General features: G+C 69.9%; 24 protein-coding genes. 14 read left to right on the top strand and 10 right to left on the bottom strand.

Features of this window, described 5'->3' with window-relative positions:
• The first annotated feature begins 18 nt into the window (after positions 1 to 18).
• Positions 19 to 285, top strand: coding sequence for an isoamylase (locus ACIQF0_RS05775; RefSeq protein ID WP_401024885.1), 267 nt, complete (start codon positions 19 to 21; stop codon positions 283 to 285).
• Positions 286 to 295: 10 nt separating this feature from the next.
• Here the strand turns inward: ACIQF0_RS05775 and ACIQF0_RS05770 are convergent, their stop codons facing one another.
• Positions 296 to 907 carry a TetR/AcrR family transcriptional regulator gene (locus ACIQF0_RS05770; RefSeq protein ID WP_401024883.1) on the bottom strand — a complete coding sequence of 204 codons (612 nt, stop codon included), beginning with the start codon at positions 905 to 907 and terminating at the stop codon, positions 296 to 298.
• 146 nt (positions 908 to 1,053) lie between these two features.
• Here ACIQF0_RS05770 and ACIQF0_RS05765 point away from each other — a divergent pair, with 146 nt between their 5' ends.
• From ACIQF0_RS05765 to ACIQF0_RS05755, 3 genes are read left to right on the top strand one after another with little or no spacing between them, the layout of a single operon-like run.
• Positions 1,054 to 1,683 carry an NADPH-dependent F420 reductase gene (locus tag ACIQF0_RS05765; protein WP_401024881.1) on the top strand — a complete coding sequence of 210 codons (630 nt, stop codon included), beginning with the start codon at positions 1,054 to 1,056 and terminating at the stop codon, positions 1,681 to 1,683.
• Positions 1,684 to 1,686: 3 nt separating this feature from the next.
• Entirely contained in the window at positions 1,687 to 2,697 is a 1,011-nt protein-coding gene (locus ACIQF0_RS05760) for an alcohol dehydrogenase catalytic domain-containing protein (RefSeq protein ID WP_401024879.1), read from the top strand.
• A 23-nt stretch (positions 2,698 to 2,720) separates the two neighbouring features.
• On the top strand, positions 2,721 to 4,067 hold the full coding sequence (locus ACIQF0_RS05755) for a nitroreductase/quinone reductase family protein (protein WP_401024876.1): 1,347 nt from the start codon (positions 2,721 to 2,723) through the stop codon (positions 4,065 to 4,067).
• Here the strand turns inward: ACIQF0_RS05755 and ACIQF0_RS05750 are convergent.
• The 3 genes from ACIQF0_RS05750 to ACIQF0_RS05740 are packed head-to-tail and all read right to left on the bottom strand — an operon-like array spanning position 4,064 to position 4,976.
• Positions 4,064 to 4,243, bottom strand: coding sequence for an alpha/beta fold hydrolase (locus ACIQF0_RS05750; protein ID WP_401024873.1), 180 nt, complete (start codon positions 4,241 to 4,243; stop codon positions 4,064 to 4,066). The two genes, ACIQF0_RS05755 and ACIQF0_RS05750, sit on opposite strands and share 4 nt — an antisense overlap.
• A 33-nt stretch (positions 4,244 to 4,276) precedes the next feature.
• Entirely contained in the window at positions 4,277 to 4,471 is a 195-nt protein-coding gene (locus tag ACIQF0_RS05745) for a hypothetical protein (RefSeq protein ID WP_401024871.1), read from the bottom strand.
• Positions 4,472 to 4,481: 10 nt separating this feature from the next.
• The gene (locus ACIQF0_RS05740) at positions 4,482 to 4,976 is read right to left on the bottom strand and encodes a metallophosphoesterase family protein (protein WP_401024870.1); all 495 of its coding nucleotides are present in this window, start codon (positions 4,974 to 4,976) and stop codon (positions 4,482 to 4,484) included.
• Between the two features lie 98 nt (positions 4,977 to 5,074).
• Between ACIQF0_RS05740 and ACIQF0_RS05735 the strand changes: the two genes are divergently transcribed.
• From ACIQF0_RS05735 to ACIQF0_RS05700, 8 genes are all read left to right on the top strand, one after another.
• On the top strand, positions 5,075 to 5,737 hold the full coding sequence (locus tag ACIQF0_RS05735) for a class II aldolase/adducin family protein (protein ID WP_401024867.1): 663 nt from the start codon (positions 5,075 to 5,077) through the stop codon (positions 5,735 to 5,737).
• Positions 5,734 to 6,615, top strand: a complete 882-nt coding sequence (locus tag ACIQF0_RS05730) for a VOC family protein (RefSeq protein ID WP_401024865.1) — start codon at positions 5,734 to 5,736, stop codon at positions 6,613 to 6,615. The genes ACIQF0_RS05735 and ACIQF0_RS05730 overlap by 4 nt, the downstream gene beginning before the upstream one ends.
• Before the next feature lie 9 nt (positions 6,616 to 6,624).
• Entirely contained in the window at positions 6,625 to 7,866 is a 1,242-nt protein-coding gene (locus ACIQF0_RS05725) for an MFS transporter (protein ID WP_401024862.1), read from the top strand.
• A complete protein-coding gene (locus ACIQF0_RS05720) occupies positions 7,863 to 8,624 on the top strand; it encodes a 2-keto-4-pentenoate hydratase (protein ID WP_401024860.1) in 762 nt (253 codons plus the stop codon). The genes ACIQF0_RS05725 and ACIQF0_RS05720 overlap by 4 nt, the downstream gene beginning before the upstream one ends.
• A 1-nt stretch (position 8,625) precedes the next feature.
• Positions 8,626 to 8,823: a 4-oxalocrotonate tautomerase family protein gene (locus ACIQF0_RS05715; protein ID WP_401024857.1), complete on the top strand. Its 198-nt coding sequence runs from the start codon at positions 8,626 to 8,628 to the stop codon at positions 8,821 to 8,823.
• Complete coding sequence (locus ACIQF0_RS05710) at positions 8,820 to 10,256, top strand: aldehyde dehydrogenase (protein ID WP_401024855.1); 1,437 nt, start codon at positions 8,820 to 8,822, stop codon at positions 10,254 to 10,256. Before ACIQF0_RS05715 ends, ACIQF0_RS05710 begins: the two co-directional genes overlap by 4 nt.
• A 24-nt stretch (positions 10,257 to 10,280) precedes the next feature.
• The gene (locus ACIQF0_RS05705; protein ID WP_360033296.1) at positions 10,281 to 10,853 is read left to right on the top strand and encodes a PadR family transcriptional regulator; all 573 of its coding nucleotides are present in this window, start codon (positions 10,281 to 10,283) and stop codon (positions 10,851 to 10,853) included.
• A 71-nt stretch (positions 10,854 to 10,924) separates the two neighbouring features.
• Positions 10,925 to 11,680, top strand: a complete 756-nt coding sequence (locus tag ACIQF0_RS05700; protein ID WP_401024852.1) for a Ku protein — start codon at positions 10,925 to 10,927, stop codon at positions 11,678 to 11,680.
• Here the strand turns inward: ACIQF0_RS05700 and ACIQF0_RS05695 are convergent.
• Entirely contained in the window at positions 11,673 to 12,332 is a 660-nt protein-coding gene (locus ACIQF0_RS05695) for a PP2C family protein-serine/threonine phosphatase (RefSeq protein ID WP_401024850.1), read from the bottom strand. The two genes, ACIQF0_RS05700 and ACIQF0_RS05695, sit on opposite strands and share 8 nt — an antisense overlap.
• Positions 12,333 to 12,402: 70 nt before the next feature.
• Entirely contained in the window at positions 12,403 to 13,341 is a 939-nt protein-coding gene (locus tag ACIQF0_RS05690) for a helix-turn-helix transcriptional regulator (protein WP_401024848.1), read from the bottom strand.
• A gap of 43 nt (positions 13,342 to 13,384) precedes the next feature.
• Here ACIQF0_RS05690 and ACIQF0_RS05685 point away from each other — a divergent pair, with 43 nt between their 5' ends.
• Both ACIQF0_RS05685 and ACIQF0_RS05680 read left to right on the top strand, forming a co-directional pair.
• Positions 13,385 to 14,461 carry an epoxide hydrolase family protein gene (locus ACIQF0_RS05685; RefSeq protein ID WP_401024845.1) on the top strand — a complete coding sequence of 359 codons (1,077 nt, stop codon included), beginning with the start codon at positions 13,385 to 13,387 and terminating at the stop codon, positions 14,459 to 14,461.
• Between the two features lie 31 nt (positions 14,462 to 14,492).
• Positions 14,493 to 17,099, top strand: a complete 2,607-nt coding sequence (locus ACIQF0_RS05680; RefSeq protein WP_401024842.1) for a BTAD domain-containing putative transcriptional regulator — start codon at positions 14,493 to 14,495, stop codon at positions 17,097 to 17,099.
• Here the strand turns inward: ACIQF0_RS05680 and ACIQF0_RS05675 are convergent.
• The 4 genes from ACIQF0_RS05675 to ACIQF0_RS05660 all read right to left on the bottom strand — a co-directional run bounded on the left by ACIQF0_RS05675 (position 17,079) and on the right by ACIQF0_RS05660 (position 20,970).
• A complete protein-coding gene (locus ACIQF0_RS05675) occupies positions 17,079 to 18,626 on the bottom strand; it encodes a PQQ-binding-like beta-propeller repeat protein (protein WP_401024840.1) in 1,548 nt (515 codons plus the stop codon). The genes ACIQF0_RS05680 and ACIQF0_RS05675 overlap by 21 nt on opposite strands.
• Positions 18,627 to 18,698: 72 nt before the next feature.
• Positions 18,699 to 19,730: a hypothetical protein gene (locus ACIQF0_RS05670; protein ID WP_401024837.1), complete on the bottom strand. Its 1,032-nt coding sequence runs from the start codon at positions 19,728 to 19,730 to the stop codon at positions 18,699 to 18,701.
• A gap of 45 nt (positions 19,731 to 19,775) precedes the next feature.
• Positions 19,776 to 20,150 (bottom strand): hypothetical protein, encoded by a 375-nt coding sequence (locus tag ACIQF0_RS05665; protein WP_401024835.1) that lies wholly within the window; start codon positions 20,148 to 20,150, stop codon positions 19,776 to 19,778.
• Between the two features lie 46 nt (positions 20,151 to 20,196).
• Positions 20,197 to 20,970, bottom strand: a complete 774-nt coding sequence (locus ACIQF0_RS05660; protein ID WP_319973058.1) for a TetR/AcrR family transcriptional regulator C-terminal domain-containing protein — start codon at positions 20,968 to 20,970, stop codon at positions 20,197 to 20,199.
• Positions 20,971 to 20,984: the final 14 nt, after the last annotated feature.

Raw genomic sequence — 20,984 nt, 5'->3', positions numbered from 1 at the left:
GAGCGGATGATCCGAATCGTGCCTGCCAAGGATCAGCACGTGCGGGTGACCTGGGCGCTGCCCCGCCACGAGCCGCCGGGACCGGTGAGCGTGGTCGGCGACTTCAACGGCTGGACGCCGGGGGCGACCGAGCTCCGTGCCCGTTCCAACGGACGCCGCACCGCCGCGGTCGTCGTTCCTCGTGGCACGACGCTGCGCTTCCGCTACCTCGGCTCGGACGGCCACTGGTTCGACGACTCGGACGCGGCGGCGCAGGACGACCACGGCTGCGTGATCACCGTTTGAGTCCGGCCGGCTACCGCGCTTTGAGGCGCTTGCGGTTGACCGTCAGGACCTCGTCGGACAGCGCGGGATCCGCGTCGGCGACCGCGCGGGCGACCATCATCGCCCCGACCATCTGACTGAACAGCGCGACGGCGCGTTCGCGGGCCTCGGCGGGCGTGAGCTCCGCGCCGGTCTGGCGCGCCCGCTCCAGCAGCATCTCGGTGATGGCGGCGAAGTAGCCGTCGAGTCCGCGCTTGTACTCGGCCTGGGCGTCGGTGCCGTGGCGGCCGACATCGGAGACCAGGGCGGCTGAGGCGCACCCGATCTCCGGGTGATCGCGGTGGTGCGGGCTGACGTAGCTGTCGACCATGTCGTGCAGGGCCGCCCTGGCCGAGCGCGGGTGCGACTCGCGGATGGCTTCCAGAGCCGCCAGCGAGTCGGTGAAACCCTCGTGGAGGACAGCCAGGGCCAGGTCGTCCTTCGAAGCGAAGTGGTTGTAGAAGCCGCCGTGGGTCATGCCGGCGGACTTCATCAGCTCTTCGATGCCGATGCCATCGATGCCACGAAGCCGGAAGCCCTCGCCGGCCGCGCCGACGATCTTCTCGCGGTTGAGCCGCTTCTGCTCCTGTGTGATGCGGGGCACTTCGACCGCCTCCCTGGCTTGGCACGGCACCTCTACGACCAGGGCCGACGTTTGCCTGCCTGCGATGTTACCCATCATCAAAACGGGTGTCCACGAACGACAGCGCCTTGACAAGCCAACGATGTCGAGCATCATCATTCTTATTGATGTCGATCGTCATCAATAAGTGGAAGGAGCTCGTCGTGCGCTTCGGAACGATCGGCGCCGGGACGGTCGCGCAGGCCATCGCCGGTCACCTCGTCACAGCCGGGCACGAGGTGACGCTCAGCAACAGCCGCGGCCCGGAGACGTTGCTCGACGTCGTGACCCGGCTGGGACCGCTCGCCCACGCGGGCACGGCCGAGGAGGCCGCCACGGCCGACATGGTGTTCCTCGCCGTGACGTGGCCGCAGGTCGGCGCAGCACTGTCCAGTCTGTCCTCCTGGGACGGACGAATCCTCGTCGACACCACCAACTCCGGCTTCGCGCCACCCGCGGTGGAGGACCTCGGGGTGGAGACCGCCAGCGAGTTCGTCGCCCAGCGCGCTCCGGGCGCGCGGGTGGTCAAGGCGTTCAACACCCTCTACGCCCAGTACATCGCCGCCGATCCACGGCACGCGGAAGGCAGGCAGCTGCTGTTCCACGCCGGCGACGACGACGCGGCCAAAGCCGACTTCCGTGCGGTCTTCGACGGCATCGGGTTCGCCCCGGTCGACGCCGGGTCACTGCGCGAAGGTGGCCGGCTGATGCAGCTGGGCGCCGTGCTCTCCGCCCTGCACGCCGTGAAGCTGGACTGAGCCATGAAGGCACTCGTCTACGAGAAGGCTCATCCACTCGACGCGTTCGCCATCGAACTGGTCGACGTCGCGGAACCGCGGCTGCGCGACGGCGACGTCCTGGTCGCGGTCGCCGCGATCGGCGTCAACCCCGGCGAGGCCGCGATCCGGAGGACGCGCGGTGCCGCGCCCGGCGGCCGGATCGTCCTCGGCTGGGAGTTCGCCGGGGTGGTCGTCGCCACGGGAAGGAGCGCCACCGGTTTCGCGATCGGTGACCGCGTCATGGGGACCGGCGACGTCACCCGGGACGGGGCCTGGGCGGAGCGCGTCGCGGTCGACCACCGGGTCGTCGCGAAGATCCCGGACGAACTCTCGTTCACCGACGCCGCCTCCCTGCCCATCGGCGTGCTCACGGCGTGGGAGGCGTTGTTCCGCGATCAGGACTCCTTGCCCGCGGGCGTCGGCCGCGTGCTCGTCATCGGAGCGGCGGGAGGCGTCGGTTCGATGGCGACACAGCTGTTGAAGGCGACGTCCGCGTTCGTGATCGGCACGGCGTCACGCCCTGAGTCGGCGCGGTGGGTCACGGAGATGGGCGCCGATCTGGTCGTCGACCATCACGGCGACCTGCCGGGGCAGCTACGCGCGACGGGTATCGGCACGGTCGACGCGGTGTTCTCCACCGCGGGGACCGGCGGCCACCTGGGATCCATCACGGAGGTCCTGCGGCCGTTCGGCCACCTGGCCTTCATCGACGCCGCCGGCCCCGTCGACCTCGGCGCGTTCACGGACAAATCCCTGTCGCTGCACACGGAGATGGTGTTCAGCAAGATCACCGCCGGTGGGGACCCGAGCAGCCAGGGCCGGATCCTCGCCCGCACAGCGCGGGACGTCGTCGCGGGCCGCATGCGCCCGATCGCCACGACCACGCTGCACGGCCTGACCGCGGAGACCATGCGGACCGCCCACACGCTCACCGAAAGCGGCCGGACGGTCGGCAAGACCGTGATCTCCCTCGACGACGCGACCCCCGACTGAACCACCGGAAGGACTGCTCCCCCATGGAAAAGCTTCTCGTCACCGGCGCCACGGGCAACCTCGGGCGCCTGACCCTGCAAGCCCTGCTCACCCAGGTGCCGCCACACCGCCTCGCGGGACTCGCCCGTGACCCGTCACGCGCCACCGACCTGGTCGGGCAAGGCGTGGACATCCGCAAGGGCGACTACTTCGACCACGACTCGCTCGTCGAGGCGTTCGCCGGCGTGGACCGGCTGCTGCTGGTGTCCGCGGAGGCCTTCACCGACCGCGACACCCAGCACGCCAACGTGATCACGGCGGCGAAGCAGGCCGGCGTCCGGCACGTGATCTTCACCGCCGTCCAGCGCCGCGAGGACTCCGACGCCCGGCAGATCGGCGTCACCGACGGCGACATCTTCGCCGAGAACGCGCTGAAGGCCTCAGGCCTGACCTACACGATCCTCCGCCACCCGACGTTCGCGGAGAGCCTCGGCGCCTACATCGGCGCCGACGCCTACGACACAGGCGTGCGAGTCCCCGAAGGCGACGGCACGGTGGCACCGGCGACCCGGCACGACCTCGCCGCCGCCAACGCTGCCGTGCTCACCCAGAACGGCCACGAGAACACCACCTACACCCTCAGCGGCAGCGAGGCGGTCTCGTTCCGCGACCTCGCGAACGCGCTGACGGAGATCCACGGCTCCGACGTGCCCTACCTGCCCGTCACCGCCGAGGAGTACACCGAGAGCCATCTCGCACACGGTTTCCCGCGTGAGGTCGCGGAGTTCCTGACCTCCTGGGTCATCGCGATCGCCGGCGGTGCGTTCAGCGAGAACACCGGAGATCTCGAACGGCTGATCGGTTACCGGCCCACGAGCTACCGGGAGTTCCTCGCCCAGCACCATCCGCGACTCAGCCAGGCGGAAACCCCTGACGCCGCAAAGGATCTGCTCGAGGGCGAGTACGTTCCCAGCCCCGACCCGGCGACCCGCGAACAGGTCGAACTCTACGAACGCACCGGCGGCCGCGAAGGCGCGACCATGATGGGCGGCCCGGTGGTCGTCGTGACCATGCGCGGCGCACGCTCGGGCAAACTCAGGAAAGTCGCCCTCATGCGCATCGAACGCGACGGCGTCTACGCCATCGGGGCATCGGCCGGAGGCCAGGCACGCCACCCGAACTGGTTCCACAACCTCGTCGCCGACCCGGTCGTCCAGCTGCAGGACGGCCCGGATCGCAGACTGATGACAGCCAGGGTGACCGAGGGCCCGGAGCGCGACAGATGGCTCGCCTACGCGGACGGGCTCTACCCGTTCTTCGCGGACATGCGCGCCCGCGCCGCCGACGACCGCGAGGTGCCGCTCGTCCTCCTCGAACCCTCCGAGAGCTAGGCCCTGCCGAGGAAGTTCAGCACCGCGGCGAGGGTCTGCCGGGGGAGTTGGACGTGCGGGTAGTGGCCCGCCCCCTCGATCATCTCCAGCGCGCCCAGCCCGGCCGGCAGGTCAGCGGCGATCGCCTCGCCCTCCGCCGGCGGTGAGGCCCAGCCGGGGTCGAGGATGCCCTGCACGACCAGGACCGGCGGGTGACGCGGGCCAGGTGCTCACCGGCGTCGGGCGGGCGAGATCTTGCCCATGGCCTGCAGGACCTTCATCCGGCCGGGCTCCTCCAGCTTCGCGGTGATCTGACGCAGCCGGGTGTCCCAGTCCGCGGGCTTGGGGCCGGGGTGGGCGATGTCCAGGTACGTGGCCCACTGGCGGGTGCTGCCGAGGAGGGCGGTGCCCATGAGGTGGGTCATGCCTTGCGGATCAGCGCGTGACCGGCACGATCCGGGCTTCCAGCAGGACGCCGTCCTCGATCTCCAGCAGCCCGATCGTGCCCTGCGGCTGACGCCGCTTGTCCGTGGGCGAGCCGGGGTTGAACACCCGGACCCCGTCCTCCTGCTCGTCCCACGGGATGTGCGAGTGCCCGAACACGACGAGCCGGGCAGCGGGGAACCGGCGGCGCATCCTCGCCATCCGGCCGGCCTTCTGGCCGCTGTCGTGGATCATCGCGAACGGCAGCCCGCCGATGTCCGCCTCGACCACGTCCGGCGCGCCCCACGCCACCACGTCCGGGCCGTCGTTGTTGCCGCACACCGCGATTACGGGCGCGTACTGAGCCAGCTCGTCGAGCACCGGTGCCACGCAGACGTCTCCGCCGTGCAGGATCAGGTCCGCCGACCGCAGGTGTGACGCCACCGAGGCAGGGCACCGCTTCCAGAACCGCGGCGCGTGCGTGTCGGACAGCACGACGACTCTCACGGTTGCGAACCGTAGCAACCGCCGACACATATCTGTATCGATAGAAATATCGCCGACGTCTAGCGATAGGTATCTCCATACACGTATGGTCCGACACCATGAAGTCACGCGAGGTCGAAGAAGACCTGCTGGACGCGGCGCTGACCACCGCACACGCCGGGCTGGTCACGGCGTTCGGGCACGTGTCGGTGCTCGTCGGTGGGCAGGTGCTGATCACGCCGCCGCAGCCGTTGGGATCGCTCACCAAGCCCCCGATCCCCCTCGACCTCGCGGCTGACGAACTGCCCGAGGGGACGCCGAAGGAGGCGTGGATCCACCTCGCGGTCTACCGGGCCCGGCCGGACGTGCGAGCTATCTGCCGGGCCCAGCCCGAGACCGCCACCGCACTGGCGTCGGCGGGCGTGCCGATCCGGCCGTTGCACGGGCAGGGTGCCTTCCTCGGGCCCGAGGTGCCCGTGTTCGACGACCCGCGGCTCGTGCGGGACCGGCAACGCGCCGAAGAACTCGCCAAGACCCTCGGCAACGCACCCGCGCTCCTCATGCGGGGCAACGGCGCGGTGACCGTCGGCGCTGACGTCGGGCAGGCCGTGGCGCGGATGTGGCTTCTCGAGGTGTCAGCGCGGATCAACGCGCAGGCCGCCGCCGCCGGACGGCCGCGTGCGTTGTCCACGGACGAACAGGCGGCCTGGCTCGCCGCCGAGACCGAACTGCTGAGCCGGCTCTGGGCACACCTGCGTGCCGACCGAAGGGGACAGTCATGATCACGTTGCACGACATCGCGTACGTGCGTTCCGGTACGGCGGACATCGGCGCGGCGGTGGCGTTCGCCGTCGACGTCGTCGGCATGGAACTGGTCGCGCAGGAAGACGGGGTCTCCTACCTCCGCGCTGACCGGCGGCACCACTGCCTGGCGTTCGAGGAGGGCGAGGCGGGAGTGCTCGCCTCCGGGTTCAGCCTCCGCGGTCCCGATGAGCTCGAAGCGGCCGAGAAAGAACTCGAGGCGGCGGGCGTCGAAGTTGCTCGTGGTACGCCGAAGCAGGCTCGGAGCAGGCGCGTCGAGGACTTCATCGCGTTCGACGACCCGTTCGGCAACCGGATCGAGCTCGTGCACGGGCAGGTGCAGCTCGCCCGTCCGGTCCACTTCGGACGGACGGCGGGGATCACCGAGTTCGGGCACATCTGCTTCGACGCGCCGGACGTCAAGGAGGCGTACCGGTTCTGGTCGAAGCTGTTCAACGTCAAGGTGTCCGACTGGATCGGCGACTGGGCGTGCCTGATGCGGTTCGACCCGGTGCACCACAAGCTCGCGGTGTTCCGCGGCAGCGAACCGGGGTTGTGCCACATCAACTTCCAGGTCGACTCGCTCGACGACGTCATGCGCAACTGGCGGTTCCTGCAGGCGCGGGGCGTGGAGATCGAGATGGGGCCGGGCAGGCACCCGCAGTCGACCGCGATCTTCGTCTACTTCAAGGGGCCAGAGGGCCTCACCTACGAGTACTCCTACGGCGTCCGGAACCTCGACGACGACTGGGTTCCGCGGGTCTTCGACCCTGCCGAGCCGGACGCGATCGACATGTGGCACGGGCCGACCCAGCGCGTGCAGACCCAGCCCCAGCTCCGCCGTCCCCTCAGCGCGTAAGGAAGCGTCATGCGTTTGCTGATCATCGTTTTGTGCGGTCTCGCCCTCGCTTTCGACGGTTACGACCTCGTGGTCTACGGCACCACCATCAAGGCCCTGCGTGACGAGTGGGGCATCAGCGCGGCGCAGGCGGGCACGATCGGCAGTGCCGCGCTGGTCGGCATGCTCGTCGGCGCACTGCTCGTCGGCACGCTCACCGACCGCTGGGGGCGGCGCAGGACCTTCCTGTTCAGCGTCGCGTGGTTCTCCGTGCTGATGGCGGCATGCGCGGCGGCCACGTCGCCCGACATGTTCCTGGCGCTGCGGTTCCTCGCGGGCATCGGTCTGGGCGGGCTCATGCCGACCGCGGCAACGCTGACGATCGAGTACGCGGCCGAGAAGCACCGCGCTTTCACTTACGCCGCAATGCAGTCCGGGTACGCGATCGGCGGCATCATGGCCGCGACGCTGGCGATCCCGTTGCTGCCCACGGCGGGATGGCGGGTGATGTACCTGATCGGGGCCGCGCCGCTGATCGTCGTGCTGCCGCTGGCGTTCCGCTACCTGCCGGAGTCGCTGGAGTACCTGGTCACACGCGGCCGTCACGACGAGGCGAAGGCGCTCGCCACACGGATCGGCGTCCCGGTTCCGGTGCCGTCCGAGCACACGGGCAGTGGCGTGCGCACGCTCGTCCAACGGCCCTACCTGCGGCGCACGATCCTGTTCTGGGCGGCGTCGTTCTGCGGCCTGCTGCTGGTCTACGGCCTGAACACGTGGCTGCCGGAGATCATGCGCGCGTCCGGTTACCCGCTGGGTTCGGCGCTGAGCTTCCTGCTGGTGTTCAACCTCGGCTCGGTCGTCGGCGCGTTGCTGGGCGGGCGACTGTCCGACCGGCACGGCGCGAAGCCGATCATCCTCGGCTCGTTCGCCCTCGCGGCGATCTGCGCGGCGGCGCTGAGCACCAACCCGGGGCAGGTCGCGATCTACGCCCTGATCGCCGTCGCCGGGTACGGCACGATCGGCACGATGCACCTGATCAACGCCCACGTGACCAGGTCCTATCCGGCGAGCGTGCGGGCGACGGGCATCGGCTGGGCACTAGGTGTCGGCCGGCTCGGCGCGATCCTCGGCCCGGCGGTCGGTGGCCTGATCATCGACTCCAGTCTCGGCGCGGGCTGGAACTTCTACTTCTTCGCCGTCGTCGCCGTGCTGGGCGCGGCCGCCGTCGCCGCCTTCCCCCGCACCCGTGAACTCGTTGGAGCCCCCGCGTGAACTGGACTGTCGAAAGCGCCGCGGCGGAACTGCTGCGACGCGAGGACGAGCGCGTCGACGGCGACCCGTTGAGCGACACCTGGCCCGAACTGGACCTGGACACCGCCTACGCGATCCAGGACGAGACGCTCCGACTCAGGCTGGCGCGGGGCGAGACCTTGATCGGCGTGAAGCTCGGGCTGACGTCGCGGGCCAAGCAACAGCGGATGAACGTCGACTCGCCGCTCGTGGCGTGGCTGACCGACGCGATGGTGCTGCCGCAAGGTGTTCCGGTGCCGGCGCTCATCCACCCGCGCGTCGAGCCGGAGATCGCGTTCGTGATGGGCCGCGGACTCGAAGGGCCTGGAGTGACGGCGGCGACGGCCATCTGCGCGGTCGAGAAGGTCTTCGCGGGGCTGGAGATCATCGACAGCCGCTACCGGGACTTCCGCTTCACGCTGCCGGACGTGGTGGCGGACAACGCCTCCTCCGGCGCGTTCGTGACGGGGACCGTCGGCCGCTCCCCCGACTTCGATCTCGCGCTGGAGGGCTGTGTGCTCTCGTCCGGCGCCTCGATCGTCTGCACCGCGACCGGTGCGGCCGTGCAGGGTCACCCGGCCGAGGCACTCGCATTGGCCGCGAACACGTTGGCGCGCAGGGGAAAGCGGATCGAGGCGGGCTGGATCGTGCTGACCGGCGGTGTCACGGACGCGGTACCGCTGGAAACGACCGTGTCCGTGGAGTTCACCAACCTCGGCCGACTGACCGTGGGGAGCTGACATGCCGATCGTGCGCATCGAGGTGGCGCAAGGCCGTGACCCCGAAACCCTGCGCAAGGCGTTGCAGACCGTGCACGAGGCGGTCCGCGACGGCTTCGGGGTCCGGGACGAGCAGGTCCGGGTGCTGCTGACCGAAGTACCGCCGCAGCACTGGAGCGCGGGCGGCAAGACGTTGCTGGAACGGGAGTTGGAGCGATGAAGAGCATCAGGCACGTCATCGGGGGCGTCGAGACCGACTCGGCGGACGGGGGGACGTTCGAGGACGTCGACCCGTACACGCAAGAGGCCTACGCGACCGTCGCCCTGGGCGGCGCGCGCGAGGCGGACGAGGCGGTGAAGGCCGCGCGCAAGGCGTTCGACGACGGCCCGTGGCCGCGGATGTCGTTCGAGGAACGCGGAAAGCTCCTCCACCGGCTCGCCGACCTGATGGACGAGCACACCGACGAACTCGCGCTGGCCGACACCCGCGACATGGGCAAGCCGATCACCGCCGCGAAGTCCAAGGACGTGCCGCGTTCCGCGCTCAACTTCCGCTTCTTCGCCGACCACGCCAGGCTTTCCGAGTCGCAGCACCTGCCGTCGGCGACGGGCCACCACACCTACGTCCAGCACGCGCCCGCCGGGGTCGTCGCGGCGATCGCGCCGTGGAACTACCCGCTGATGCTGGAGACGTGGAAGGTCGCGCCCGCGCTGGCGTGGGGCAACACGGTGGTGCTCAAGCCCGCCGAGGACACCCCGCATTCCGCCTACCTGCTCGCGAAACTCGCTTTGGAGGCAGGGATTCCAGACGGCGTGTTCAACGTCGTGCACGGTTTCGGGCCCGGTTCCGCGGGCGAGGCCCTCACGGTGAACCCCGCCGTCGACCGGATCACGTTCACCGGCGAATCGGGCACCGGCAAGGCGATCGCGCGGGCGGCGTCGGCGAACCTGACCCCGGTGAGCTTCGAACTGGGCGGCAAGGGCTGCAACCTGGTCTTCGACGACGCCGACCTGGACAGCGCGGTCCAGTGGGCGGTCGAGGCGGCGTTCGGCAACGCCGGCCAGGTGTGTCTCGCGGGCTCGCGGCTGTACGTGCAGCAGGGCGTGCACGACGAGTTCGTCGAGCGCTTCGCCCAGGCGGCAACGGCGTTGCGGCTCGGCGACCCGAAGGATCCCGCCACCCGGATGGGCCCGCTGGCGAGCGAGGAGCACTACCGCAAGGTCACCGGCTATCTCGACGGCGAGGCCACCGGGCACGCCAAGGTGCTCGGTGGCGGCGCCGCACCGGGCTGGTTCGTCCGGCCCGCCATCGTCCTCGACCCCCCGGCGCACTCCCCCGTGCTGCGCGAGGAGATCTTCGGCCCGGTGGTGACGGTCACGCCGTTCGCGACCGAGGACGAGGCGGTCAAGCTCGCCAACGACACGCCGTACGGCCTCTCGGCAATGCTGTTCACCGAGAACCTGCACCGCGCGCACCGCGTCGCAGGCAGTCTGAACAGCGGCAACGTGTGGGTGAACTGCTTCTTCGTGCGTGATCTGCGGGCACCGTTCGGCGGGTTCGGCGCCTCCGGCATCGGCCGTGAAGGCGGTGCGCACAGCAAGGAGTTCTTCACCGAGGCGAGGACGGTCACGATGCGAATCGCCACGGCCTGAACCGGAAAACGTTAACATCGATACATGTCTCTTCCTCACGTCTTGCTGGGCGTCCTCGAAGCGCGGCCGATGAGCGGGTACGAGCTCACGCAACTCTTCGGCGCCTCGACGCGGTGGGTGTGGTCGGCTCCGCAGAGCCAGATCTACCCGGCGCTCAAGAAGATGGAGGAGAACGGCCTGATCGAGGGCGAGGAACAGCAGCGCGGCACGCGGATGACCCGCACGGTCTACGCGATCACCGCCGCGGGCATGGCGGAGCTGCGGGAGTGGATCGGCACACCGCTGCCGATCCCTCCCTCGCGCGACGCCCTGGAGGTGCAGGCGCTGTACTTCGACCTGGTACCGGCCGAGTCGGCCAAGCGCGTGCTGAAGGAGTTCATCAGCGAGCAGGAGGACGCGCTGGAGCACGCCGAGGCGCACCAGGCCCGGTTGCTGGCCAAGGACACCGAGCTGCTCAGGGAACGCATGAGCAAGCGGCCCGTCGGTGAGCACGACCGGATGGCGCGGCTGAAGGCGCACGTGTTCGCGGGGCACGCGGCGGTGGCCAGGACGCGCATCGCGTGGGCACAGGAAGGGCTGCGGCTGCTCGACGAGTAACCGCACGCTCCGGTGGGTACCTGACCTGCATGGCGAGGGCGATCTGGAGCGGTTCGGTCAGTTTTGGACTCGTGAGCATCCCGGTGGAGCTGTACAGCGCCACCGAGGACCACACCGTGCACTTCAACCAGTTCCAGCGCGGCACGTCCGACCGCATCCGCTACAAGCGCGTCAACGAGCGCACCGGGCGTGAGGTGCCCTACGACAAGATCGTGAAGGGGCACGAGGTCGACAGCGGCGAGTACGTCGTCGTGGAGCCGGAGGAACTGGACGAGATCGCGCCGGGCCGCAGCCGCACGCTCGACATCGAGGCGTTCGTCGACATCGACGAGATCGACCCGGTGCACTTCCAGAAGACCTACTGGCTGGGGCCTGCCAAGCCCGAGTTCTCCCGCCCGTACCTGCTTCTCGCGCAGGCGATGAAGAAGACGAACCGGGCGGGCATCGCCATGTTCGTCATGCGCGGCAAGCAGTACCTGACGGCGTTGACGGAGGACAAGGGCGTCCTCGCCGTGCACACGCTGTTCTTCGCGGACGAGATCCGCAAGCCGAAGGACGTGCTGGACGTGGTGCCGGAAGGCCGGGCGCCGCGCGGCAAGGAACTCGACATGGCGGTGTCGCTGGTCGAGTCCATGGCCGACGACTGGCGGCCCAAGGACTACCGCGACACCTACACCGAGCGGGTCACCAAGCTGATCAAGGCGAAGCAGAAGGGCCGCAAGGTCAAGGTCGAGGACGAACCCGCCGAGGCCACCGGGGTCATGGACCTCATGGAGGCGTTGCAGCGCAGCGTCGAGGCCAGCAAGAAGAAGCGGAAGGTCAGCTGACGACCAAAGCCGTCGCGTTGTCGGTGCCGCGCGCGTACAGAGCCGCACGCACCAAACGCTCTGCCGAGGCGTTCCCGGACATGATCGCGTCAATCCCGTTGTGTCCCAACGGTCCGTAGACGCCGTCGGACACGAGGGCAAGCCGCGGTGCGCGAGTCGCCGCACGGCCGATGTTCTCGGACGTGGAGTGGCGGACGGTGTTCGTGACTACGTGCTCCATCCGCGGTTCGGCCTTGATGCCGCGCTCGCGGAAGTACTCGGCGACGGTGTGGTCCGTGGTCAGCTGAACGAGATCCGAGCCGTTCGAGGCGTACGCGCGGGAGTCGCCTGCCCACGCCACGTCGAAGCCTCCGTCGGGACGGGCCGTGGCGACGACGATCACCGCGTCGCCGGAGTGCACCTGGAGGGCGTCGCGGGCGGCGAGGATCGCGGCGACCGGGTCGGCGAGCAGGGCCGCGGCTCGGGCGGCCGCCCATGCTGCTTCGGCGGCGGCGGGAGAGTCGCCCACGCCGTCGGCGACCACGAAGGTGCGGCGGTTCCACGCGAAGGCGTCGGCGTTGTACTTGCGCGGCCCGCGTTCCGAGGCGTGGGTCACGGTGAGCGCGGTGCCCAAAGGAACGGTGGAGAGTGGCATGGTGCGATCGATCAGCATGGCGGACCTCCCTGACCTCCACTAAGCCTTGCGCGCCTAGGAGTCTGCTGTCAGGACCCTGAGAAATTCTCTAGAACTTCGCCGCCCTGCGAAACCGGTCCGCGGCCTGGAGCAACGCCGTGGCCAGTTCCGGCGGGGAGACGACCTCGAACTCGACCGTGATGCTCGCGAGCATGAACACCACGTCGTCCATCGTCTCGCCTCCGACCCGCACCTGGCACGACGTTTCGTCCACAGCCAAAACCTCGCCGTAGCTGCGCCACCCCACGGCCTCCGACGCGGGCACGCTCAGCCGCACGACGCCCTGCACCGGCCACCGGTCGGCGACACGTGCCGCCACGAACGCCCCCGCGTCGCCGCCCGGAATCTCACGGGGCGTGAAGCAGGCACCGAACGGGGTCCGCACGCTCATCCGATCGAGCCGAAAAGTCCGCCAGTCCTCCCGCGCGAGGTCCCACGCGACCAGATACCAGCGCCGGCCCCACGTCACGAGCCGGTGCGGCTCGGCCTCGCGCTGCGACTGCTCCCCCGCGTGCCCGACGTAGCCGAACCGGATCCGCTGCCGGTCGCGGCAGGCCGTCCCGACCAGCGTCAGCAGCCCGGCGTCGACCGCGGGCGCGGGAGAGGTGTGCGGCACGGTCGCGATCTCCAGCGCCGCGACCCGGTGCCGCAGCGCGGAAGGCAGCACCTGCTCGACCTTCAGCAACGCGCGCACGGCCGTCTCACCGATGTTCTCGATGCCACTGGCGGTGCGCAGCCCGACCGCCACGGCCACGGCTTCGTCGTCGTCCAGCAGCAACGGCGGCAACTGCGCGCCAGACCCGAGCCGGTAGCCACCGCCGGACGTGCCCATGGACGCGTGCACCGGGTAGTCCAGTGAACGAAGCCGGTCGACGTCACGGCGCACGGTGCGTGTGGTGACACCCAGCCGATCCGCGAGCTCCGCGCCGGACCACTCACGGCGTGACTGCAGCAGACCGAGCAACTTCAACAAACGAGCAGAGGCCACTGTAGGACCATAACTGTCCTACAGGCGAAATACCGTCGTCGGCATGAAGCCGTTCGAGATCTCCATCCCCCAGTCCGACATCGACGACCTGCGCCGCCGCCTCGACCAGACCCGCTGGCCCAACGAACCGACAGGCGCGAGCTGGGCGCAGGGCACGCCACAGGAACGCCTCAAGGAACTCGTGGACGCGTGGCGGAACTTCGACTGGCGCGAACAGGAGCGGCGGCTCAACAAGATCCCGCAGTTCGTCACCGAGATCGACGGCGCGCAGCTGCACTTCATTCACGTCCGCAGCGCCAACGAGAACGCCGAACCACTCCTGCTCACGCACGGCTGGCCGGCGACCGGCTTCGCGTTCGACGAGATGATCGAACCGCTGGCCCGCGACTTCCACCTGGTGATCCCGTCGGTGCCGGGCTTCGGCTTCTCCGGCCCCACCACCGAACTCGGCTGGACCATCCCCCGCGTGGCGAACGTGTTCGCGGAACTCATGCGGCGCCTGGGTTACCAGAGCTATCTCGCGCACGGCTACGACTTCGGCGCCAAGCTCACGCGTGAACTCGGCCTGCGCGACGAGGTCAAGGCCATCCACGTCAACCAGATCTTCTCCGCCGGCGTCACCCAGGAGACGGCGGACATGGAGGTCGAGGCCGAGCGGAGGTCCGTGGAGAAGGCTTTCCGGTACGAGTTCGAGCAGTTCGGCTACGTGTCGATGCAGAGCACACGGCCGCAGTCGGTCGCCCACGCGCTCACCGACTCGCCCGTCGCGCAGCTGGAGTGGATCGAATGGGCGTTCCACACGTGGAGCGACCCGGAGATCGGGGTACCCCTCGACGCGCTGCTGACCAACGTCTCGATCTTCTGGTTCACCCGGACCGCGGGCTCGTCGGCGCGCTACTACCAGGAGGGCGACGAGACGTGGGGCGAGCTGGAACCGCCGTCGGCGACACCGACCTCGGTCGCGGTGTTCCCGCACGACGTGGGCGTGCCGATCCGGCGGATGGCCGAGCGCAACCACACCGTCGTGCGGTGGACGGAGATGGCGCGGGGCGGGCACTTCGCGGCGCTGGAGGTGCCGGAGCTGATGGTCGCGGAACTGCGAGAGGCGTTTCTTTTGTGAGGCTCGCGCTGGACCGACTACGGTGATCACCGTGCGGTTCACGGTCTTCGGCGGGGTCTCGGCACGAACGGGCGATCGCACGACCGAGTTCGGCCCGACCAGGCTGGGGGCTCTGCTCGGCGTCCTGCTCGTGGACGCGGGCCGGGTGGTGAGCGCCGAGGAACTGGTCGAGCGCGTCCTGGGTGAGGCGCCGCCACCGCGTGCCCGCGCGATGATGCAGACGTGGCTGACCAGGCTGCGGCACTCGTTGCCCGGCCTGGTCGAACGCGACGGAGCCGGCTACCTGGTGCGGGTCGATCCGCTGGAGATCGATCTGCACCTGTTCCGGCACCTCGTGCGCACCGGCCGCACCACCGAGGCCCTCGCCCTCGCCGGAAAACCCCTTCTGTCCACACTGGACACACCGTGGGCGCGGCAGCGACGCGCCGGCTTCGCGGACGAGCTGCTGGCCGCCCGGCTCGACCACGTCGACGCCCGGCTGGCCCAGGGCGAGCACTCGGCGCTGGTGCCCGAACTGCACGCGCTCGCCGCCGGCAGCCCGCTGGACGAACGGATCGCGGCCCAGCTGATCGAGGCGTTGCACGGCAGCGGACGCGCGGCGGAGGCGTTGCGGCACTTCGAGGTCGTACGCGAACGGCTGGCCGGCGAGCTGGGCGCCGAACCGTCGCGGCACCTCGCGACCCTGCACCGGCGGCTGCAGACCGCCACGGCACCGCGGCAGCTGCCGGCCGCGCCCAAGCCGTTCACCGGCCGGGCGCTGGAGCTCGCGGAGCTCGACCGGGAACCGAACGGCGTCGTGGTGATCACCGGCACCGGCGGTGTCGGCAAGACCTCGCTCGCCGTGCACTGGGCGCACCGCGCGGCGGCCCGGTTCCCGGACGGCCAGCTCTACGTGAACCTGCACGGCTTCGGGCCGAGCGGAGCGGCGGTGAGCCCCGGCGACGCGCTGCTGCGGTTCCTCTCCGCGCTCGACGTGCCGCGCGCCCAGGTGCCGCACGACCTCGCCGGGCAGTCGGCGTTGTTGCGGGACGCGCTCGCGGACAAACGCGTGCTCATGTTGCTGGACAACGCGACGGACGCCGACCAGATCGAGCCGTTGCTACCGCGCACCCCGAACGCACACGTGGTGATCACGAGCCGCACGACGCTGAAACCCGCGCACTCCCACGCGTTGCCGTTGGGACTGCTTCCGCCCGACGACGCCCGTGAACTGCTGGCCGCCCGCATCGGGCACGACCGCGCGCGAGCGGAACCGGACGCGGTCGACACGGTGGTCCGCCGCTGCGCCCGCCTGCCGCTCGCGCTCGCGGTGGCCGGGGCGCGGGCGGCGACGCAGCCGGAGTTCCCGCTGGCGACGCTGGCGGACGAGCTGGCCGACCTGGACGCGTTCGCCGACGACGATGACGTGACGGCGGACCTGCGTTCGGTGTTCTCCCACTCCTGCAAGGCGTTGAGCCCCGCGGCGCTGCGGCTGTTCCGGCTGCTCGGCCTCATGCCGGGCTCCGACATCAGCCTCGCCGGTGCCGCGTCGCTCGCCGGGCTCGGCGAACGGGAGACCGGGACGCTGCTCGCGGAACTGGCGCGGGCGAACCTGCTCGACGAGCCCGAACCGGGCCGGTTCACCTGCCACGACCTGCTCCGCGACTACGCGGCCGAGCTCGCCCTCGCCGGCGAACGGGACGAGGCGCTGCACCGGTTGCTCGACCACCTCGCGCTGACGAGCGTCGAGGCGGGCGTCGCGTACACGCCCAGCCGGCGGCGCCCGGCGACACCGGAACCGGCCGCGGGCGCGGTGGTCGGGCGGTTCGGCACGCACGAGGAAGCACTGGCGTGGCTCATGGCCGAGCACCCGGCGCTGATGGCGGCGATGCCCCACGGCACCGCGACCCAGACGTGGCTCATGGGCTGGTCGCTCGCCGACGCGCTGGACCGCCAGGCCCGCTACCGGGATCTGCTGACCTCGCAACAACTCGCGGTCGCCGCGGTCGAGCAGCTCGACGACACCGACGGCCTGGGCCGCACGCTGATCAACCTGGGCCGCAGCCTGAGCCGCATGCGCAGGCCCGACGAGGCCACGGCCGCACTGCGCCGCGCGTTCGACGTCTACGAGGGCGACCCGGCGGGCCAGGCAGCGGTGCTGCTGAACATCGCGATGCTGACCCCGGACGACCGGATCGCCGAGGCGCTGGAGCACACCCGGCGCGGGCTCGCGTTGTTCGAGGAGTGCGGCGACGCCTACGGGCAGGCCAACGCGCTGACCGGGCTGGCGTGGGGCCACGGCAAGCTCGGCGAGTACGCGGAGACCGTGCGGTACGCCGAACGCGCGATGCCGATGTGGCGGGAGATGGACCACCTGATCGGCCAGGCCGAGGCGTGGGACAACCTGGGCATGGGTCATCTCGGGCTGGGCGAGCACGCGAAGGCCGCCGAGGCGTTCACCCGGTCCTCCGAGATGTTCCGGCTCGGCGGCGACCTCATGCACGAAGCCGGCGCGTACGAACAGCTCGGCGACACCCACGCGGCCGCGGGTGACGCCGAGCCTGCTCGAGAGGCCTGGCAGAAGGCCGTCGAACTGCTTGCGGAGGCGGGTCTTCCGACCGACCTCGTGCGCGCGAAGCTACAAACCGAACGCGAGTAGCACGCTGCCGTTCGGGCTGGTGAACTCCGGGTAGTAGCCGGACTGCACGTACACCATGCCGTCCGACACCACCGCGCCCGTGCCGGGACCGGACATCGTGCCGCCACGCCCGGTCAGCCCGTTGACACCGCGAACGTCCTGCACGGTGTCGTAGGTCCAGATGATCCTGCCGGTCTTCGCCTCGTACGCCCGGAACTTGCCGTCCGCGGCGCCGAGCCAGACCACGCCCGGCGTGCTGGACACCGGCAGGCCGTGCGCCCGCGCGCAACTCGGCTGGCCCGCGGCCCCGCCCGTCGTGCAGCCGTCCTCGGGCGCCGGGGTCTCCCACAGCACCTGGCCGGTGCCGGGATCGACGGCGAAGAGCTTGCCCGGTTCGGCGTAGTACGTGGCGATGTAGAGCCGCTTGCCGTCGTAGCTCGATCCCCACTGGATACCGGAGACGCCACCGCTGGGCAGTGGCACGCCGAGCTGACGACGCCACACGACCTGGCCCGTCGAGGCGTCGAACACGTGGTACACACCGGACTTCTGGCCGACGCCGACGAGCTGGCGCCCGTTGACGGAGAACAGGTTCGGTGTGGCCCCGATGTCGTAGTCGAGGTTGGTGCCGTCCTTGAGCCCCGGGCAGTAGCCCTCGGCGTCCGGCGTGTTGCACGCGTCGCGCCAGGTGTCGGCGTCGGTGACCTGGTTGGTCCACTTCACCGCGCCGGTGCGGGCGTTCAGCGCGAGCAGCGAGTCGAACTCGCCGCCCTTGCCGGTGTAGTTCTGGCCGGTGCCGACGTAGAGCGTGCCGGTCCTGCGGTCGATCACCGGCGAGCTCCACACGCCCGCGCCCGACGGCTCGAACCGCTTGGCGCCGTTGGGCCACGTGCCGACCTGGACCGGTTCCGGCACCGTGTAGTGGCGCCAGACCCGCGCGCCGGTGTCGATGTCGTAGGCGTCGATGTGGCCCCGGAACGTGCAACAGTCGTGCGTGACCGGCAGCGTGTTCTCGGCACTGGACGTGCCCACGTACAGCAGTCCGTTGTGGACGATCGGTGAGCTGGTCGTGGTCGAGGCGATGCCGTCGTCCATCTGCACCTGCCACCTCAACCGGCCGGTGCGCTGGTCGAGCGCGTAGAGGCGGCTGGCGTTGTCACCGAAGAAGACCTTGCCCTCGGCGACCGTCGGCCCGTCGGAGTTGTAGGTGTAGTGGGCGGCCGTCGGGAGCGTGAACTCCCACTTCGCCCTGCCGGTGCGCGCGTCCCTGGCGTAGAACTTCCGGTCAGGGCCACCGAAGTAGATCGTGTCCCCCACGACCGCCGGCTGGCTGCGGACGCCGTTGAACTCGCTCTTCGGATAGGCGAACGCCCACTTCAGCTTGAGCTTGCCGGCGTTGCCCGCGTTGAGCCGCCACTCCGCGGCGTTGTGCCGGGATCCGTTGAGGTCCTTCTGCCACCCCGCCCAGTCGCCGTTGGCGTGCGCCGTCGCGGGTGCCGCGGTCAGCAGTACTAGCGCCGTCGTGAGCAGCGCTGTGGTCTTGAGCATGAGTTTCCCCCTTCCACCACCCACCCTGTCAGCGGAGGAAGGGGGAAACACCCAAAGAAGGTCTCGGGGAAATTAGCCGATCGGTTGATGCGTCACGACGTCGACGCCGGGAAAACCCTTGTTCACGATCGGGTTCCGCCGGCCGTTGAGGTACTGCTGGAAGAACGCCGGGACGTACGTGGTCGCGATCCCACGTTGCTGCTCAGGGGTCAGCGCGGTGGCCGGGCAGGTGCTGTCGTTGTCGTAGGACCATTTGGTGTTGAAGTAGTTGTGGTTGGCGTTCTTCGGCGTCACCTCGTGGATCGGGACGACGTTGCGGCCCTTGGCGTTGTCGATGTACGTCCCGCCGTCGACGGCGCCGTCGCAGCTGCCGGTCATGACGGCGAACGGCGTCTTGGTGATGCGGTAGTCGAGGTTCTCCGGCGCCTCCGGGTCCGGCGCGTAGTAGTCGGCGGGCGCGAGCGGGAGCACGGCCTTGATCTCCACCCCGGCAGGCAGCTCGCCCGCGTGCTTGTCCGACGCCTGGTAGACCGCACCACGACCGCCGCGTGAGTGTCCGAGCGTGCCGACGTTCGTGAGGTCGACGTGCCCGCGGAACCCCGGCAGCTTCAACGGGCCCTTGCCGTCGTTGAGATCGCGCCACAACTCCAGGTGCCTGCTCATCACCGCCGCCCTGGCCACGTCCGCGATCTCGCCCATCTCGCCCGCGTTGACGCCGTTCACGCTCACCGACACGACCACGAAACCCTGCCGCGCCAACTCCTCGGCGAGGTAGTCGTACCCGCGGTAGCTCGGGAACGCGTCCCCGGCAGGACACGGCCACTTCCACTGGTCGTCGGCGCACGGCTTCCAGTAACCGTGCGCGAGCAGCACCAACGGGCGTTTGCCGACGAGCGTGCGCGGCGCGTGCACGACCGCGGTGAGCTCGAGATCCGCGACGGGTCCGTCCGGTTCGGTGTGAAAGCCGGGCACTTGAAAGGCCCGGTCACCGAGCGAGTACTCGACCTTCCTGACGCCGGCGCCGTGCTCGGGGGCCGCGGAGGTGGTCGGCGCGGCCAGCACCATCGCCATCACGACGGCGGCCGCGGCTTTTCCGATTGCCATGTGCTGATCTCACCGGGAACTTGTGGTGGTCCTGTGAGGGAGCTGTCACGGTTCTGCCACAGCGAGGTGGCCGGCGAACCTCCCCATCCGCTCCGCGAGCGGTCCCGTGCCCGCGACGACCCCGCGCCACAGCTCGCGGTGCCGGTCCATCGAGAACCGGTCGTCCACCAGCACCACCACGAACCCCTGCCGCGCCAGTTCCTGCGCGTACACATCGGATCCGCGGACGTTGAACACCACCGGCCGCACGCCGACGATCGTGCGGGGCGCGTGCACCACACCGGTCAACGAGCCGGCCTCGTAGCGCAGGGACATGGTCGCGGGGCGGTAATCGTCGTCCTGCGAGGGTGCGGCCGCCGTGCTCTGCGCCGTCAGCACCAGGGCGCACGCGACGGCAACAAGAACTCTGCCGAAAACCATGAGCACGATCTCATCGAGTCCGTGTGCACTGAACGTCCGGACTATGTCACGGTTTTGCTACAGCGCCCTCGACACCGTCGAGCAACACTTTCAATCCGCCACGAAAGTTCTCGACGGCGTCGTTCTCCAGATACGGCAGTTCTGGATCGATAGGCTCTCGATCGTTCTCCAGCAAATGCAGCATCGGGAACTTCTTCGCCAGGTCAGGCTCGATCTCCAGCAGCACGGCGGACCGCGCGTACCACCACTCCTCGTCGGCCTCCCCGGTCGCGCCACCCGCCGCACGGGCCTCCGCGACGGTCTGGGCCGCGCCGCGCACGAAGTAGTTGACGGCACCGACGATGCCGCGCAGTTCGCGACCGGGCAGGCCGGTCGGTACCAGGATCGCCGCCAGCGCCTCGATCACCGCGAACTCGTGCGGCCCGAGGACCGGACGGGCCTGCGACACCTGCAACACCCAGGGATGACGGCCGTAGAACTCCCACATGTCCGTCGCCCACCGCGTGACGGCGGCACGCCAGCCGTCGTCCAGCTCGTACGACGTCGGCAGCTCGGCCATCGCGCGGTCGTACATCAGGTCGACGAGCTCGTTCTTGCCCGGCACGTACGTGTAGAGCGCCATGGCCGTGCGCCCGAGCCGCTCCCCCACCGCGCGCATCGAGAACGCCATGCCGTGCTCGTCGGCGACCGCGATGGCCGCGTCGACGATCGCGTCCACGCTCAGTCCGGGCTTCGGGCCGGAGCGCTTCTCCGCGACCGACGCCCGCCACAGCAACTCGATGGAACGGCGTGGGTCGCCCTGACCTGCGTAGACGACCACGGTTGCGACTCCTT

This window comes from Lentzea sp. NPDC092896 (assembly GCF_044754905.1).
In the GTDB taxonomy this organism is placed as follows: Bacteria; Actinomycetota; Actinomycetes; order Mycobacteriales; family Pseudonocardiaceae; genus Lentzea.
Note: the sequence above shows the minus strand (reverse complement) of the source record. Positions and strands in the feature narration are given on the sequence as shown.

Bases quoted from the DNA above. Each gene is read 5' to 3' on its own strand.
- ACIQF0_RS05725 (WP_401024862.1), top strand. From the start codon at position 6,625: ATGCGTTTGCTGATCATCGTTTTGTGCGGTCTCGCCCTCGCTTTCGAC.
- ACIQF0_RS05710 (WP_401024855.1), top strand. From the start codon at position 8,820: ATGAAGAGCATCAGGCACGTCATCGGGGGCGTCGAGACCGACTCGGCG.
- ACIQF0_RS05735 (WP_401024867.1), top strand. From the start codon at position 5,075: ATGAAGTCACGCGAGGTCGAAGAAGACCTGCTGGACGCGGCGCTGACC.
- ACIQF0_RS05745 (WP_401024871.1), bottom strand. From the start codon at position 4,471: ATGACCCACCTCATGGGCACCGCCCTCCTCGGCAGCACCCGCCAGTGG.
- ACIQF0_RS05715 (WP_401024857.1), top strand. From the start codon at position 8,626: ATGCCGATCGTGCGCATCGAGGTGGCGCAAGGCCGTGACCCCGAAACC.
- ACIQF0_RS05755 (WP_401024876.1), top strand. From the start codon at position 2,721: ATGGAAAAGCTTCTCGTCACCGGCGCCACGGGCAACCTCGGGCGCCTG.
- ACIQF0_RS05665 (WP_401024835.1), bottom strand. From the start codon at position 20,150: ATGGTTTTCGGCAGAGTTCTTGTTGCCGTCGCGTGCGCCCTGGTGCTG.
- ACIQF0_RS05695 (WP_401024850.1), bottom strand. From the start codon at position 12,332: ATGCTGATCGATCGCACCATGCCACTCTCCACCGTTCCTTTGGGCACC.
- ACIQF0_RS05675 (WP_401024840.1), bottom strand. From the start codon at position 18,626: ATGCTCAAGACCACAGCGCTGCTCACGACGGCGCTAGTACTGCTGACC.
- ACIQF0_RS05705 (WP_360033296.1), top strand. From the start codon at position 10,281: ATGTCTCTTCCTCACGTCTTGCTGGGCGTCCTCGAAGCGCGGCCGATG.
- ACIQF0_RS05760 (WP_401024879.1), top strand. From the start codon at position 1,687: ATGAAGGCACTCGTCTACGAGAAGGCTCATCCACTCGACGCGTTCGCC.
- ACIQF0_RS05685 (WP_401024845.1), top strand. From the start codon at position 13,385: ATGAAGCCGTTCGAGATCTCCATCCCCCAGTCCGACATCGACGACCTG.
- ACIQF0_RS05730 (WP_401024865.1), top strand. From the start codon at position 5,734: ATGATCACGTTGCACGACATCGCGTACGTGCGTTCCGGTACGGCGGAC.
- ACIQF0_RS05670 (WP_401024837.1), bottom strand. From the start codon at position 19,730: ATGGCAATCGGAAAAGCCGCGGCCGCCGTCGTGATGGCGATGGTGCTG.
- ACIQF0_RS05765 (WP_401024881.1), top strand. From the start codon at position 1,054: ATGTCGATCGTCATCAATAAGTGGAAGGAGCTCGTCGTGCGCTTCGGA.